General features: G+C 39.1%; 10 protein-coding genes. 2 read left to right on the plus strand and 8 right to left on the minus strand.

What is annotated here, in order from left to right; all coding sequences use genetic code 11:
• Nucleotides 1–41 precede the first annotated feature (41 nt).
• Nucleotides 42–2,504 carry a helix-turn-helix domain-containing protein gene (locus ACLCDL_RS13610; protein WP_423148888.1) on the plus strand — a complete coding sequence of 821 codons (2,463 nt, stop codon included), beginning with the start codon at nt 42–44 and terminating at the stop codon, nt 2,502–2,504.
• A 57-nt stretch (nt 2,505–2,561) separates the two neighbouring features.
• Here the strand turns inward: ACLCDL_RS13610 and ACLCDL_RS13615 are convergent, their stop codons facing one another.
• From ACLCDL_RS13615 to pth, 8 genes are all read right to left on the minus strand, one after another.
• Nucleotides 2,562–4,250, minus strand: coding sequence for a RagB/SusD family nutrient uptake outer membrane protein (locus ACLCDL_RS13615; protein WP_423148889.1), 1,689 nt, complete (start codon nt 4,248–4,250; stop codon nt 2,562–2,564).
• Nucleotides 4,251–4,272: 22 nt separating this feature from the next.
• A complete protein-coding gene (locus tag ACLCDL_RS13620; RefSeq protein ID WP_423148890.1) occupies nt 4,273–7,539 on the minus strand; it encodes a SusC/RagA family TonB-linked outer membrane protein in 3,267 nt (1,088 codons plus the stop codon).
• A 185-nt stretch (nt 7,540–7,724) separates the two neighbouring features.
• Nucleotides 7,725–8,831: a FecR family protein gene (locus ACLCDL_RS13625; protein WP_423148891.1), complete on the minus strand. Its 1,107-nt coding sequence runs from the start codon at nt 8,829–8,831 to the stop codon at nt 7,725–7,727.
• 123 nt (nt 8,832–8,954) lie between these two features.
• Complete coding sequence (locus tag ACLCDL_RS13630) at nt 8,955–9,524, minus strand: RNA polymerase sigma factor (protein WP_423148892.1); 570 nt, start codon at nt 9,522–9,524, stop codon at nt 8,955–8,957.
• A gap of 245 nt (nt 9,525–9,769) precedes the next feature.
• The gene (locus ACLCDL_RS13635; protein ID WP_423148893.1) at nt 9,770–11,758 is read right to left on the minus strand and encodes a M1 family metallopeptidase; all 1,989 of its coding nucleotides are present in this window, start codon (nt 11,756–11,758) and stop codon (nt 9,770–9,772) included.
• 91 nt (nt 11,759–11,849) lie between these two features.
• Nucleotides 11,850–12,194: an ArsC family reductase gene (locus tag ACLCDL_RS13640; protein WP_423148894.1), complete on the minus strand. Its 345-nt coding sequence runs from the start codon at nt 12,192–12,194 to the stop codon at nt 11,850–11,852.
• A 5-nt stretch (nt 12,195–12,199) separates the two neighbouring features.
• A complete protein-coding gene (locus ACLCDL_RS13645; protein ID WP_423148896.1) occupies nt 12,200–14,638 on the minus strand; it encodes an outer membrane beta-barrel protein in 2,439 nt (812 codons plus the stop codon).
• Between the two features lie 139 nt (nt 14,639–14,777).
• Nucleotides 14,778–15,338: an aminoacyl-tRNA hydrolase gene (gene pth, locus ACLCDL_RS13650; RefSeq protein ID WP_423148897.1), complete on the minus strand. Its 561-nt coding sequence runs from the start codon at nt 15,336–15,338 to the stop codon at nt 14,778–14,780.
• A 74-nt stretch (nt 15,339–15,412) separates the two neighbouring features.
• Between pth and ACLCDL_RS13655 the strand changes: the two genes are divergently transcribed.
• Nucleotides 15,413–15,781 carry a hypothetical protein gene (locus ACLCDL_RS13655; protein WP_423148898.1) on the plus strand — a complete coding sequence of 123 codons (369 nt, stop codon included), beginning with the start codon at nt 15,413–15,415 and terminating at the stop codon, nt 15,779–15,781.
• Nucleotides 15,782–15,793 lie beyond the last annotated feature (12 nt).

A 15,793-nucleotide genomic window follows, 5' to 3' on the forward strand; every position in this document is an offset into this window, starting at 1 on the left:
AACAAATTAGTATTATTGTATAATCTCAATACCAATAATCAATGAGTTCTAATAAAGAATTAGATTTAGCTTATAACTTTGTCCAATACACTAATAAAAATATATTTCTCACCGGCAAGGCCGGAACCGGGAAAACTACGTTCCTTCATAATTTAAAAAAGAACGCCCTTAAAAGAATAGCCGTTGTAGCTCCCACCGGCGTTGCAGCAATTAATGCTGGCGGCGTTACTATACACTCGTTTTTCCAGATGCCTTTCGGGCCTTATATCGCTCAAGGCCTCGGCGCTAGTTCGAATCAGGAAAGTTCGCAGAGACATAAAAAGTTTAACCGGGAGAAGATCAATCTTATTCAAAGCCTGGACCTGCTGGTTATTGATGAGATCAGTATGGTAAGGGCTGATCTGCTGGATGGAATTGACGAAGTGCTGCGCCGTTATAAAGACAGGACAAAACCTTTTGGGGGTGTTCAGCTGCTGATGATCGGAGATTTACACCAGCTTTCTCCTGTAGTAAAGGCCGAAGAATGGCAGATACTGAAAAATTTTTATCCCAATCTCTATTTTTTCAGCAGCAAGGCACTGCAGCAAACTGCCCCTGTAAGTATTGAACTGAAACACATTTACCGGCAGTCTGATGCTCATTTTATTGATTTGCTGAATTGTATCCGTGAAAATAAAATTGATGCTGAAACTTTAATAAGACTGAAGCAGCGACACATCCCTGATTTTATACCAAACGATGAGGATGGCTATATCACCTTAACCACACATAATACAACGGCAGGAGAAATCAATTATTCCAAACTAAAAGGAATAGAAAGTCAACCTCATACATTTAAAGCAACTATTAACGATGAATTTCCTGAATACAGTTATCCTACCGTTACAGAACTGGAATTAAAAGTGGGCGCACAGGTAATGTTTGTAAAAAATGACAGCTCCAGGGATAAGCTTTTTTACAATGGCAAAATAGGAAAAGTTATCCGGATAAATGCTGAAACTATTTACGTGAAATGCCCTTCTGACGAAGCAGAAATTTGTGTAAGCAAAGCTGAATGGCAAAATATAAAATATGAGCTGAATGCAGGAACAAAAGAAATTGAAGAAAAGGTTATTGGAACTTTTATTCAGTATCCGCTTAAACTGGCATGGGCAATTACCATTCATAAAAGCCAGGGATTAACATTTGAGAAAGCGATTATTGATGCGAGTTCTTCTTTTGCTCACGGACAAGTATATGTGGCGCTTAGCCGTTGCAAAAGCTTTGAAGGGATGGTTTTACGAACTCCAATTACTCTAAACAGCGTTAAAACTGACGACACTGTTTCTTCTTACACACGAAAAGCAGAAGAGAACGCTCCTGGCGAAACACTTCTGACATCGTCTAAAATAGCCTTTCAAAAATCAATGCTGTTTGAGCTGTTCGATTTCAGATCCTTTAAAAGCAGGCTTTTCTACTGCACTAAAATAACAGAAGAGCATGACAATCTCTTACCACCTTCTGTAAATGAACGCTTAAATCAAATAAGAACAATCGCCGAAAAAGACATTTACCAGGTGGCAGATACCTTTTTACGAGAATTACAAAGACTGATAACAGAAGAAAGTTTACCCGAAGAGAATGTGATACTACAGGAACGTGTAAAAAAAGCCTGCACTTATTTTATCGGAAAAATTGAAAACGAAATACAGGGGAACAGCCAGAAAATAAGCATTGAAACTGATAATAAAGCGGTTAGAAAAAGCATTACCGATGCAATGGAGAACCTTAAAAAAGAGCTTTTTGTTAAACTTTGTTCATTAAAAAACAGTACTGGCGGATTTAATACGACAACCTATCTTAAAACAAAAACCAACGCCGAAATTGATTATTCCAACAGTTTGAAAGCAGCTGTTCCTGTTAAAGTATCTGCTCCAGAAGAAATCACTCACCCTGAACTTTACACTCAAATAAAAAACTGGCGTAATCAACTGGCAGCAGAAAATAATATTCCGGTTTATATTGTACTGCCAACAAAGGTAATAGCAGCATTGGTGGCGGCCCTGCCGTTAAGTCTGGATGAACTTGAAACTGTGAAAGGTATCGGTAAACAAAAAATAAGACAATACGGTAAAGATATCCTTGGTATGATTGCTGCTTATTGTGAAAAAAACAATATTACAACACACCCAATTAAGCTGGATGTAAAAGAAGAAAAGGTAAAGGCTGATACTAAAAAAGTAAGTTTAGACTTGTATAAATCGGGAAGAACTATTCAGGAAATTGCATCGGAAAGAAATTTGACTCCTGCAACCATCGAAGGGCACCTTGCTCATTTTATTTCGACCGGCGATGTTGAGATTTATGACATCGTATCGAAGGAAAAAGTTAAAAAAATCACAGAATTCATGGCAGAAAACCGGCCTATTTCTTTAAGCGAAATGAAAACGGCGCTGGGTGACACTATTTCATATAGCGAGATAAAAGCAGTGATGAAGCATCTGGAACTTACTACTGCCGGGTAACAATAAAAAAGGCTGCCGGCGTACCGGCAGCCTCAACTTATTAACTAACTAACCAAATTATTCGTATCCGTTTTGCTTTAATAATGGGTTGGCGTTTAGCTGACGGGCCGGAATAGGGAATACCGATCTGTCTTTGCCATCTTTTTGCTTATCCCACCATTCTTCTCCAAATCTGTCCCAACGCACCAGGTCTGTTCTTCTGTGACGTTCTCCCAGAAACTCACGGCCAAGTTCAATCACAAACTCATCATCAGTTAAACGGGCAAGATTAGTTACATAACTGTTTGTCGCCCATTTATCTTCAGGAAAGTTCCTTTTGCGTACAGCATCTAATAAGGCTGCTGCTCCGGCTTTATCCCCTGCCCTATATTTGCATTCTGCAAGTGAGTAATAGATTTCAGCCAGGCGAATTTCAGGTGCAGAGTTGAACATGAATAAATTTTCAGACATTGGAAGCCAAGGGAACTTTAGTAAACGTACTCCTGAATTTTCTTCACCAGTTGTAACATGTGACCCCTCTCCCCATCTGCCTGCAGGTTTCTCAGAAAAACGGCCTACCTGGTCTACAAACACTAATGGTTTTCCATTGTACTCTTCAGTTCCATTTACAACTTTGGTACTGTCAAAGCCAAATCCTTGAGCTTTGTTAAACTCGTATTGGGGGCCTACCAGGAAGAAGCCATCGTATTGTACACCCTTCCCGGTTGTTTTGAAAGGCTGTTTACGTTTATCATCGTTTGAATACCTTTCGTATGGCATTCCGAGTTTGTAAGCGTATAAATTTCCGTCCAAATCGCGGGATGGCGTTAAGTGAATTCCGTTCCATGCTCCCCAGTCATTGTCTAATGAGTATCTTGACTGATAGTGCATGGTAGCGTTATACATCCAGCTAAATTCATAGATATTTTTTGCATGCGGGAATTCAAAGATATTTTCAGGAGAACGATATCCTTCGATTCCAGACCGGAATGGACCACGGTAGTCTGCATCGATAGCATAAGCTCCGTATTTACCCGAGATAATGTCCTGAGCAACCTGGGCACACTCAGTGTATTTTGCAGTTCCGGTCCATTTTTCCGCATTAAGATATAAACGAACCAGTAAGGCTGCTGCTCCACCTTGATCCCATCTGCCAACCTTACCATTTTTTGGTAAACCTGGCAAGGATTCGGTTAATTCTTTCTCAATGTAAGCAAATACTTCCTGAGGTGTTGACTGTCCCACTATCTGCTGTGGCGTTTCTACAATAGGAACACTTCTGAAATAATCGATCAGAAATAAATAAAACCAAGCCCTAAGCGTTCTTAGCTCAGCGATATTCTGCGCTTTGTCAGTCTCGGTTAATCCAAGTTTAGGATAATCCAGTTTAGACATATCCTGGATCAATATATTACATTGTGCAATTCCCTGATACGGGCCTACCCAACCACCATTGATATGATTATCATCAGGAGTCCACTGATGTCCATGTAAGCGAACCCAGTCGCCACCATCATAACCGTGTTTTCCCTTTTGAGTCCACACAAAATTATCTGCAGTCAATTCTGAAATTAACCAACGGTCTCCATCCCATCCATTCCAGTGTGCATGCTCATAAGGACGTACTACTGCTGCAATAACAGTATTCTTATCCTGGTAATAATTTTCGGCAGTTAAATCACTAAAGGGTTCTTCGTCAAGTTTCGTACAGGATGTTGCTGCAAATGTTAAAAGCAGCAGGTATATAATTTTAAATTTCTTTGTCATAAATACTAAGATTTAATTTTGATTAAAAAGTAATTTGTGCTCCTATTGAAAAAGTTCTTGTAATAGGATATACATTTAAATCTCCATACCCCGGGGTTAAACCTGTTACACCTACTGTAGTTGGATCTAAACCGCTATAGTTAGTAAGTGTAAATACATTCCGGATGGTCCCGTATAATCTTAAATTATCTATACGTTTTAGCTTCAATTTTGGAGACCATCCCAAGGTTAAATTATCTAGTTTTAAATAGTCACCATTCTCTAAGTAATAGTCACTAATTACCTTACCCGAAGTAATATGTCCGTTCTTAGTATATGCATCTTCAAGTAAGTTAACTCCAGGTTCAGCCTGTAAACCGTAATACATCTGATACAGGTTCAATATCTTATAATCAAACCTTCCTCTAAAAAACAGGGACAGATCTACATTCTTGTATCTTAAGGTGTTACCCCAGCCCAACTCATAATGCGGAGCTCCGTGTCCAAGATAAACGCGGTCTCTGTCAATGTTTCCTTCGTTTGTTGCATCAATTGCTTCACCACCTTCGATACCGTTTTTCCAGATCAGGAATTTTCCGTTTTCATCAACTCCGGCATATTTGTATCCATAAAAGCTACCCAGTTCAACTCCGTCTTCTAAACGGTAAGCCGGACCAGGGTTTCCTGGAGACGGTAAGTCCTGTAAATACCTAAAGCCAGACTGAAATTCATCGTTAGACCATGAAGTGAGTTTTGCTTTGGTATAAGAAGCTGCAATGCTGGTATTGTAGGTAAAGTTTTTCGTATCTACGGCATTCCAGTTCAAATTCAGTTCAAGACCTTTGGCACTTGTTGAACCTACGTTAACAAATATTTGTTCCTGAACATATGGGCCTACCGGTACATCATAGTTTGAAAGCAGATCGGTACTTTTACGGTTAAACGCATCTAAACTACCGCTTAGCTTATTGTTGAATAAAGAGAAATCTAAACCTATATTGTAAGAAATAGCTTTCTCCCACTGCAGATTGGGATTGAAGTTATTTGCAGGACCGTAAACCTGTATCCACTCTCCTTCATCATTTAAATAACGACCATATCCTGTATAACGAGAAAGTGAGGTATAACGAGGGAAACCGGACCTTCCAGTTTCACCATATGAAACACGTAGCTTCAAATCGTTAATTGCTTTTATATTTTGAATGGCAGGTAGTCTGGAAATACGCCATGCTGCAGATACAGCCGGGAATAATCCCCATTTATTATTTTTACCAAACTTTGTATTACCTTCATAACGTGCTGAAGCTGTTAAGAAATAGGTGTCATCGTAGCTATAATTTGCACGGCCAAGGAAAGCGATTGTTTTTTCCTTACTCCTCCAGGAATCCATACCTAAACGGCCACTCTCCCGGTTCCAGCTTCCTGCATCCAGATTATCATAACCAAAGGCATCTGAAGGAAAGTTCATGTTTTCTGCCCAGAAACCATTATTATTAAATTCCTGGTAAGAATAGCCTCCCATTAATTTAATATCATGTTTATTAATATGGGTGTAATAATTACCTAGCCACTCTAGTGTATAATCAGTCCACTTCTCATCCTGTAACCTTGCTCGTCCTGTTCTGCCGTTATTTACAGATTCTGCAGACCCAGAAGTATAATACTCCCGGCCTAAACGGTCGTGTCCCTGACGTGCAAGCTTCAACTCGGTGTTTAAGTTCTTTAAAATATTCAGTTTAAAGTTTAAGTCGACGATTGAATAAGTGTTATCAGCACCGTTCTCCCTTGCAAGTAAATCCTGAACAGGATTGTAAGTATCGTAGCCCTGTAATGTGTTGTATTTTAACGGATCGTTCGGGTCCATGATAGCAATGGTTGGATTCAGCTTAACAGCTTGTTGGAATGCACCGTAATTGGTGAATTCTTCGTTTGCAATACGATACGAAATATTTCCACCAAACTCTAGCAGGCCATCCAGTGCTTTCTGCTGGAAATTAGAATTAAAGCCGTATTCTCTCCGATCAGAAGCAATATCAATTGCTGATTTATCGCGGAAATTACCGGAAATACGGAAGACAGTATTTTCACTACCTCCTGCAACTGATAAATAATGATTTTGCCCGAAATTGTCTTTACGGATCAATTGATCGTACCAGTTTGTTCTTGCGCCAAAATCAATATCCCGTTTATGCGCCAAAAACTCTTCCGGTGACAGGATATCAGGTTTCTCTGCTACCACATCTTTTTCAATATAACTGTCGTAGGTAACCGTTACTTTACCTGCACGGCCTTTTTTGGTTTGCACAAGAATAACACCGTTTGCTCCGCGAGAACCATAAATAGCAGCAGCAGAAGCATCTTTCAATACAGTAATAGATTCTATATCCTGCTGAGCGACGTTACGCAAATCTCCTCCGGGCATTCCGTTAATAACAATTAACGGACCATTTCCCGCTTCAACAGAAGCAGCACCACGCACCTGCACGTCTGTACTACGATTGGGGTCGGCAGCTGCAGGGTTAGAAATTGTTACCCCTCCAACTTTACCTTCAATCATTTGCAAAGGGCTGTTTACGGCACCCGGAAGGAAATCTTTACTGTTAACAGTAGTTACCGCACTGGTTAATTCTCGTTTTTGTACAGAACCATATCCAACTACAACCACTTCATTTAGCGCAGTGGCAGTTGATTTAAGTTGTACAGTTACTGAAGTACGGCCGTTAAGTGCTACTTCCTGTGTAGTAAATCCAATGTATGTAAACACCAGTGTTGCATTTGCATCTGGTATATTGATTGAGAACTTTCCGTTTGCGTCTGTTGTGGTGGCCATACTACTACCTTTCACTTTAACGCTTACTCCCGGCAAGGGCTCTCCTTGTTCATCGGTAACTGTACCTGTAACAGGTGCCTGTACATCGAGCGTACTTAATTCGGGCAAAACCGATGTTACTGAAGGCGTTTCCGAATTACGATTTAATACAATAGTATTATCTGAAACTTCATAAGATAGATTTAATGGTGGAAGCACCATATCAAGTACGTATTGAAGTGTTTTACCCTCTACAGAAAAGCTTACTTTTCGGGAAGATTGTATCAAAGCAGAGCTATAAATAAATCGTGCATTGGTAAGTTTTTCAATAGAATTCAGTACTTCACTTATCTCCTTGTTTGTTTCATTTAGGGTAACCTTCTCAAGCAGCACCTGCGCCCTGCCATCGCGGGCTACAGCACTCCCCATAAGAAAGATCGCTATTGACAATTGTAAGAGACTGATTTTCATAATTGTCAGTAAAAATGATTTTTTATTCATAAGTTTGGTTTAATGGTTGAATTTGATTAGTAATTCGACAAAAAATCCCTGTTTACAACAATGTTGTATTGAATCGGGGGATGAAGAATGATCCGTCAGTGCTGCAACACTGGCGGTTCTTTTTTAAAGTGGTTTAGTTTTAAATTTCAAATTGCATAGGCGCTTTGTTTTAGTTTAATACTTTGTTAGTTAGTTGTAGTTGTAGTACATCCTTTGCCATCTATTATAACCTTCCCGTTATTAATAGAGTAATGTGCTTCAACTGCTCTGCAAATCAAATCCAGCTTTTCATCAAGCGACTGATCAGCAAGAGTAGCTGTTAAAGGACAATTGGCTAAGTTCTTTTCGTTATATATAATAGTAACGGAATAAGCACGACTTATTGCCTTAACGATGTCAGAAAATGGCGTTTCATTAAAATTGAAAGAAGTCTTTGATACTTCTTTAGACAGTTCAAGCGGTTTCGGCAGGTGTGTTTTAACCAAACGTTCTTCAGTACGCAGGTAAACAACTTTCTCATTCGGCGTTAATAATACTTCAGATAAAGGTCTTTTTTTATTATCGGAAGCAGAAGCCGGCTTCTCGTAATAAACAGAGACTTTCCCGGTGTTAACTATTACCTCAAACTGTTTCGCTCCTTTTTTAGCGTTTACAGTAAAGCTTGTTCCTAATACGCGGGTAACCATATCGCCGCTATGCACCAGAAAAGGCCTTTTTGCATCTTTACTTACTTCAAATAAAGCTTCCCCTGTTAAAAAAACCTCTCTTTTCGATGCAGTAAACACGCCTGGATACATAATTTCGCTTCCCGGCTGTAATACCACAGAAGATTTATCAGACAATTTTACCAGCATTGGATAGGATGCTGAATTAATTTTTTTTATTAAAATATCCGATTGAGTTAAGCTGTTACTTTTGTTGGCATTGCTGCCCACCTTTTGCTCTCTTTTAAAATAGACAAGGCCGGCCACACTCGCAAGTAATAAAACCGCAGCTATCCGAAGCCAGGAAGATCGGTAAAACAAAGGCCTTACTTCTTTTTTTAGAAATTGCCTTTCTCTTAAACGTTCTACCATTGCATCAATTTCTGCCTGACTTAGCTCTCCTACGGGATTAATGTGAACAGAACGAATAATATCAATTGCCTGCTGCACAACTATAGCCTTGTCCGGATTCTGAGAGATCCATGAGTGCCAAAAAACATCTTTTTCCCGGGAATTGTTTATTACCCAGTCTAAAAAGAAATCGTCACTTAAAAAGTCTTCTGCTTCAAAGTTGTTGTAATCGGTCATTGGCTGCTCAGGCTATAGATGCACCTGTATATAGGTATATACCTGAAGGGGAGATTTCTACTGAAAAAAAATGAACTTTTTTTTTCAAACAGGAATAAATATCTGATTATCAGGAGACAAAATTCAAATAAATCCAAAGAGAATTGAGAAAGCTACTTTGAACCATTCGTTCCTTAAACGCTGGATGGAGTCACGTAATAAATTATAAACCGACTGTTTAGTAACTCCCATTATTTCAGCGATCTGTTCGCTATTCAGACCTTCATAAAAGCGGAGGTAGATAATCTCCTTTTGTCTTTTTGGAAGTTCGTTCAGTATTTTTTTAATACGTGATTCGGTTTCTTCCGACAATTGTTCTTCTATAATTTTTGTTTCTATATTAAATTCTACCAGGAAGTGGTAGTTATCATCCAAAGAATCTGTTTTATCCCACTTTTTATATTCCCTGAATATCCGTAACCGGATGGCTTTAAAGAGGTATGATTTTACAGATGGTGTCTGGCTGATCCTTTTTCTGCGGTTCCAAAGTTCAAAAAAAACATCCTGAATGCAGTCTTTCACAAATTCATGGTCATGAATTATCCGCATCCCGTAACCATACAGCGGCGTGCTAAGCTTGTGTATTAACTTCTCGTATGCCTGCTGATCCCCGTTTCGGAAACGAGCCCAAAGTTCCTGATAATTCTCACTCAAATCTTAATGCGGTTGTTTGGAAAAAACAAATCTATTGAATCAAACAGATTCCATCAAATATAACCGCATTAGTTTCTATTTACCTTAATCCTGTTACAGAAAAAGGTGCCTGAAATGTAGTATATCTTTGCAAAAAATGTAAACGAACAACTGTAATTTGTTAATTAAAAGCATTTTAACAATACGTTTCTACACTTTTTTACATCCCTGATAATATATTACTTTTTAAGCACCTTTTATGATGTTTACTTGCTACTTGCTTTCCAAACGTCATTTTCCGAATTGTGATCCGGCAGTACGTGGTCTGGATCAAACGTTACCGATTCAATTTTTTCAGTTGATGGATATTTAAAAGTCCAGGTGATATTTCTTTCCCAAATTTCGACCGGCAATTTCACACGATCTGTTTTACCACTTACAGTTTTCACTTCAAGAACAACTGGCATAGGCATTTTTTCCAAATTGGCAATTGTTATTAAAGCTCCTTTTGCAGGGTTTTCATCGGCATATTTCACGTCCAGTACTGCGGCATCAAATCGCCAGTTATTGATAAACCATCCCCGCCAGAACCAGTTTAAATTTTCACCGGCCACATTTTCAATTGTCCTGTAAAAATCATCAGGAGTTGGATGTTTAAAAGCCCAGCGCTCAATATAGGTACGAAGAGCACGATCAAAACGTTCCGGCCCTAAAATTTGCTCTCTCAGTAAAGTAAGGCCTGTTCCCGGTTTAAAGTATGCCAGATAACCAATACTTTGTTCTCTCATGTTATCGGGGCTGCTCAATATCGGCTCAAAGTAAGGGCTGGTTAACACCGTAGCCTGCTTGTGCATATCCGGTTTTTTCTCCCGATATTCACCATTATTAAAATTTTCTGTAGAGAGACTGTTAATAAAAGTGTTAAAACCTTCATCCATCCACGCATACAGGCGCTCGTTTGAACCAACAATCATAGGAAACCAGGTGTGCCCGAATTCATGATCTGTTACGCCAAACAAAGCATCTCCTTTTGCTTTCCATCCACAGAAAACGATACCCGGATATTCCATACCGCCAACATTACTTGCCACGTTTGTGGCAGCTGGATAAGGGAATTCGTATAATTTGTTTGAATAAAACTCAATCGACGCTTTCGTATATTCAGTAGATCGTCCCCATGCAGAATCGCCTGCGCTTTCTACCGGATAAGCCGAAATTGCCAGGCATTTTTTGCCGCTTGGTAGATTTATTTTCGCTGCATCAACAATAAAAGAAGCAGATGAAGCCCAGGCTGCATCGCGTGCATTTGAAATTTTATAGTGCCATGTTAACTCTTTTTTTCCTGAAGGCCTTGAACGTGCATCATTCACTTCTTTCGAAGACCGGATGGCAACTGTTTTATCACTTTTTGCAGCTTCAGCCCAGCGTTTTTGCTGTTCGGTTGTATACACTTCCTGCGGGTTTAATAATTCTCCGGAACAAACAACGATATGGTTAGATGGAACCGTAATATTCAGATCAAGGTTTCCATATTCCAGGTAAAACTCGCTTGGACCAAGATAAGGAATTACATTCCAGCCAGACACATCGTCAAATACCGCTACCCGCGGATACCATTGCGCCATCGAAAAAATCTTTCCATTTTTTGTTTGCAATACACCCATGCGGTCTGATCCATAATCAGGAGCGATAAAGGAATATTCTATTTTCAGCCTTAATTGTCCGCCTGAAGATTTTAATGCAGCAGGTAGAAATACCTGCATACGCGTATCATTAATTTCATATTTTACGTCAGTCGCTTTATCTCCTGATAATAATTTAACCGATGCAATTTTATAGCCGGCGTCAAAAAACTGGCCGTGACTTCCGTTCCGGCTGCCATTTAACGGAATAATAGCGTTTCCCCGTGAATCAGATTTGAATAAGTTCTGATCAAGCTGCATCCACAGGAATGGGAGTTCTTCGGGACTGTTATTGGTATAAGTAAGAATTACCGATCCGGTTACTCGGTTGGTTGCCTCATCAAGCTTTACATCTAGTTTATAATCGGCCTTATTCTGCCAGTATTTAGGGCCCGGCTGGCCGCTTGCAGTACGGTATTCGTTCCCATTCTTAGTATAAAACATCGGTCCAAAGGCATCATTGTAATTATACCTCGATGTTACCTGGGCTGATGTACCTGATGAATTTTGCTGCGCTGAACTCTCACTAATAATTAAAGCCAGCATTACACTGGCATACAATTTCCATTTCATGTTATGATTAATAAATTTTGGAAGATAAAACTTTCCCTGTTAAGATTTTTAAACAGGGAATAACAGTAAAGCAAATGTTACAGTTTTACTTTTACAGTAATTGCTTCTCAAACGCCTCTTCATCAAAGCCGAAAAGCAGAACATTATTACTTTCAATAATGGGCCGTTTTATAACACTGGTTTTTTCCTGCATCAGAGTAAATGCCGCTTTATCTGTTGTTATCCCTTGCTGAACTTGAAGATCCAGTTTCTTCCAGGTGGTTCCTCGTTTGTTTATCAAATTTTCCCATCCCGTTTTCTGAGCCCACTCACTCAACTTATCCTCTGAAATTCCTAACTTTTTAAAGTCATGAAATTCGTACTGAATCTGGTGCTGGTTAAGCCAGTTCAATGCTTTTTTTACTGTGTCGCAATTTTTAATTCCGTAAACTATCATAATTATTATTGAGCGCCGCCGCTGCTTTTTCCCTGAACATCATCGTTATTTATCCCTCTTTTATTTTTCTTAATACCTTGCTGAAGTTTACCAAAACGGTAATTAAAGCCAAAATTAAATGAGCGGTAAAAATTCTGGTACCTCGACCGTTGAATAAAATCGGGGGTAACCTGATCATTTTTATACTCCCGGTATTTCTGGAAAGGATTGCTTACGCTCATGCTAAGTGAGGCTTTTTTATCGAAGAACTCTTTAGAAATACTGGCAGAAGAATAAATATACGGGTTGGAAGTTCCCTGCAGAGTTAGCCACCCGCTGTAATAACCGGCATTTACGCTAACTCGCCAATTTTTATCAAACGAGTAGCCGAAATAGGTGTAGGCATTGCCCTGCAAGCCGTCGTTCTTATACATTTTGCTGTTTAGAAACCCTTCAAGCCAAACATAAGAAACGTCTCCGTTCAGGTTCATACTCAATTTTTTAGTGAGATTAATATTTAACCCTCCGTTTATACCTGCACGCTTATTTTTACCAATATTTTTGTATGTGGTATAAGTTACCGTATCAACCGGGTTAAGCTCTGATATATATTCTATTGTGTTGTTAGCAAACGAGTAATTCAGGCCAAGATTTATGGATCCCTTTTTGAAAGTGCTGAATCCAAGGTCAAACGTGTGATTAAGCACCGCATCCAGGTCCTTGTTTCCCTGATTTATAAACCTGGGATTTGACCGGTCAATAAAAGGGTTTAGCTGCCATATGCCCGGACGCTGTATCCGTTGTGTATACCCCAGATTTAAGCTACTCATATTTTTAAACTTACGCTGTACAGAAATGGAGGGGATGAAATTATTGTAACTTTTTTCCAGACCGGAGTTTGTTGTAGCAAAATTTGCATCAATGGTAGTTCTTTCTAACCGTAAGCCGGCCCGTAATCCCCAGTTTTTTAGCTTCAGATTATACGAATTATAAAAACTATACACATCCTGCCTGTGGTCAAACTGGTTTGACGCATTCTCATCCTTTATGTAATCACCGCTTGCATTCTTGTTTCTGTACTCAAAGTCGCTGAAATTATTTCTTAAAATTGCCTTCAGTCCGCCTTCAATATCTATTATTTTTTTAACCGGATGTACATAATCCAACTGAAAAGTCTGCTCTCTTGAACCTGACTTATTTTCCTGCTGATAGTCTTTGCCCGTATATTCAAATTGTTGGGAAGTAAGCAATTCGCTAAACTGCTGATCTTTGGAATCACTGTATTTATAACTTCCCGTAAGGAGCTGATCTTTGCTTCGCTTAAACCCTAACTGGTAATTTAAGCCTAAATCAAAGCCATTCCAGCCCATATCACCACTATTATTTAATTGATAAGATTGCTCGAGGCTGCCTCCCTCCTGGTCATACAAAGCTGAAATCTGAGAATTTGATTGATCTCCATTCCACCTGTTTAAGCCAAATGATCCGGTAATTAAGTTTAATGTATCAATCTCATAACTTAACTCTCCACCTGCATAACTGTAATTGCCGGTATTTTTATTCGAACCATTTTGCATCAGAAAGGAAGATGGAATAATCCCAATTCTTGAATTAGTGAAAGTTCTTGCAGGAGCTTGCTGCCAGCTGGAACCGCCGTAGCCGGAAAAACCAATTTTACCACCCTTAATAGTTACATTGGTATTTACACCCGGGCCCCAGATTGAATTATACCGGGTTCCTAAACTGGCATTATATCCATTATCAATCTTTTTATTAGTGATTATATTAATTATGCCCGCCAGACCTTCAGCATCATATTTTGCAGGTGGATTTGTAATTACTTCAATTTTTGATATGGTATTTGCCGGAAGGCTTTTTAACACTTCCTTTGGATCACGGGCCATCATAGAGGAAGGGCGACCGTTGATAAGTATTTTATAGTTACCATTGCCCTTTAATTTAATGTTATCCTCCGCGTCAACAGTTATCATAGGAACTTTTCGCATCATATCCAGTGCATTTTGAACTTTGCTTTCCGGATCTGCCTGAACATCGTATGCTATTCTGTCAACTTCCTGCTTTATCAATGGCCTGTCGGCAGTTACAACCACTTCATTCAATTGCTTATTTTGTGAAGAAATTAAAACAGAACCAAGATCAACAGCATTCTTTGCTTCAGTGAGGCTGGCATTTACTATTTTTGCTTTATAACCCACCGCTATTACGGTTAACGAATATTTTCCCTTACTTAATTTAGAAAAACTGAATGAACCGTCGTCTTTTGTAAGTGCAGTTTTTACAGCCTGCCCGGCTTCGTTTTTCAGGCTTACTGTTATATAATCCAGGGGCCTTTTCGTAAGTGAATCGACAACCGTTCCTTTTATAGAAAAATCAACGTTTTGCGCATTTAAAGTGACAGAAAAAAACAGGAAAGCAACTAGGATCAGTAGGGGATGTGGTTTCATGGTCGGGCTTCTTTAATATCAACTAAATAATTAGTTGACAATAGTAGAAATTAAATTTCAAATATTGTGTTAAACTCTGTTAAGAGATGTTAAATAATCCCTTTTCCATAAAATTTTTACAATAGGCCTTTTGGGGAATCTATTTATTGAAGCGGGTCATGGTTAATTCTGCACCAACCGATACAAAGCTTTGTATCATTTCGATGGAGCGCTCAATCAATTCTGGCAGTGCCGGCTGTTCATCTTCATCAAAACTGCTCAGTACATAATCAACCTGTCGCCCTTTTGGAAAATTATCACCGATACCAAATCGCAAACGCGGATAATTTTGTCCTCCAACCAGTGATTCAATGCTTTTTAATCCGTTGTGCCCGGCATTGCCGCCTTTAGGTTTTAAACGGATTGTTCCGAAAGGTAAAGCCAGGTCATCTACAAGGACAAGAATATTTTCTACCGGAATTTTAAGTTCATGCATCCAGTAATTAACCGCTTTCCCGCTCAGGTTCATATAGGTGGTGGGTTTTATCAAAAATATCTTTTTTACTTTATGGCTCAACTCGGTATACCACGCTAAACGCATGTTTGAAAACTTTACCCCTGCTTGCTTAGCCATTTCATCGGCTATCATAAAACCAATATTATGCCGGGTATCTGCGTACTCCGGACCGATATTTCCTAAAGCAACTACGAGGTATTTCATGGAGGCAAAATAAAAGTATAATAATTATCTTAGCAAGAAGATAATTATTATAAGCAGTTCCTTACCTATTGCCCATGAAAAACCTATATACACCGCATCCATATTTACTGCTACTAAGTCTTCTGCTTTCCTGTTCTTCAAGAGAAAAAGTAGAAATTACAGGAAAAGCAAATGGGATAAAAGAGGGTGTGGTACTAATTGCTAAGGGAGACAGCATAATTACAGGCGAAAATATTAAGGAAAACGGAAGTTTTTCTTTTATAAAAAACATAGATCCCGGATTCTACGACATCCGCCTTAAAATTTCGGGCAGTGACAATACAAATTCAACACCCGTGTATCTGGAGAAAGGAAAATATGCTGTAATCTTTGATTCAGATCCCGGGAGGTATCCTTATCAGTTCTTCATCTGCGCTCCAAAAAGACTTAAACCTTTATTATAAATTTTCAGAAAA

It is taken from the genome of Rubrilithobacter danxiaensis, from assembly GCF_047272945.1.
GTDB lineage: Bacteria > Bacteroidota > Bacteroidia > Sphingobacteriales > Sphingobacteriaceae > Rubrolithibacter > Rubrolithibacter danxiaensis.

Coding starts and splice junctions, on each gene's coding strand:
- ACLCDL_RS13625 (WP_423148891.1), bottom strand. CDS start 8,831: ATGACCGATTACAACAACTTTGAAGCAGAAGACTTTTTAAGTGACGAT.
- ACLCDL_RS13615 (WP_423148889.1), bottom strand. CDS start 4,250: ATGACAAAGAAATTTAAAATTATATACCTGCTGCTTTTAACATTTGCA.
- ACLCDL_RS13640 (WP_423148894.1), bottom strand. CDS start 12,194: ATGATAGTTTACGGAATTAAAAATTGCGACACAGTAAAAAAAGCATTG.
- ACLCDL_RS13610 (WP_423148888.1), top strand. CDS start 42: ATGAGTTCTAATAAAGAATTAGATTTAGCTTATAACTTTGTCCAATAC.
- ACLCDL_RS13635 (WP_423148893.1), bottom strand. CDS start 11,758: ATGAAATGGAAATTGTATGCCAGTGTAATGCTGGCTTTAATTATTAGT.
- ACLCDL_RS13620 (WP_423148890.1), bottom strand. CDS start 7,539: ATGAATAAAAAATCATTTTTACTGACAATTATGAAAATCAGTCTCTTA.
- pth (WP_423148897.1), bottom strand. CDS start 15,338: ATGAAATACCTCGTAGTTGCTTTAGGAAATATCGGTCCGGAGTACGCA.
- ACLCDL_RS13645 (WP_423148896.1), bottom strand. CDS start 14,638: ATGAAACCACATCCCCTACTGATCCTAGTTGCTTTCCTGTTTTTTTCT.
- ACLCDL_RS13655 (WP_423148898.1), top strand. CDS start 15,413: ATGAAAAACCTATATACACCGCATCCATATTTACTGCTACTAAGTCTT.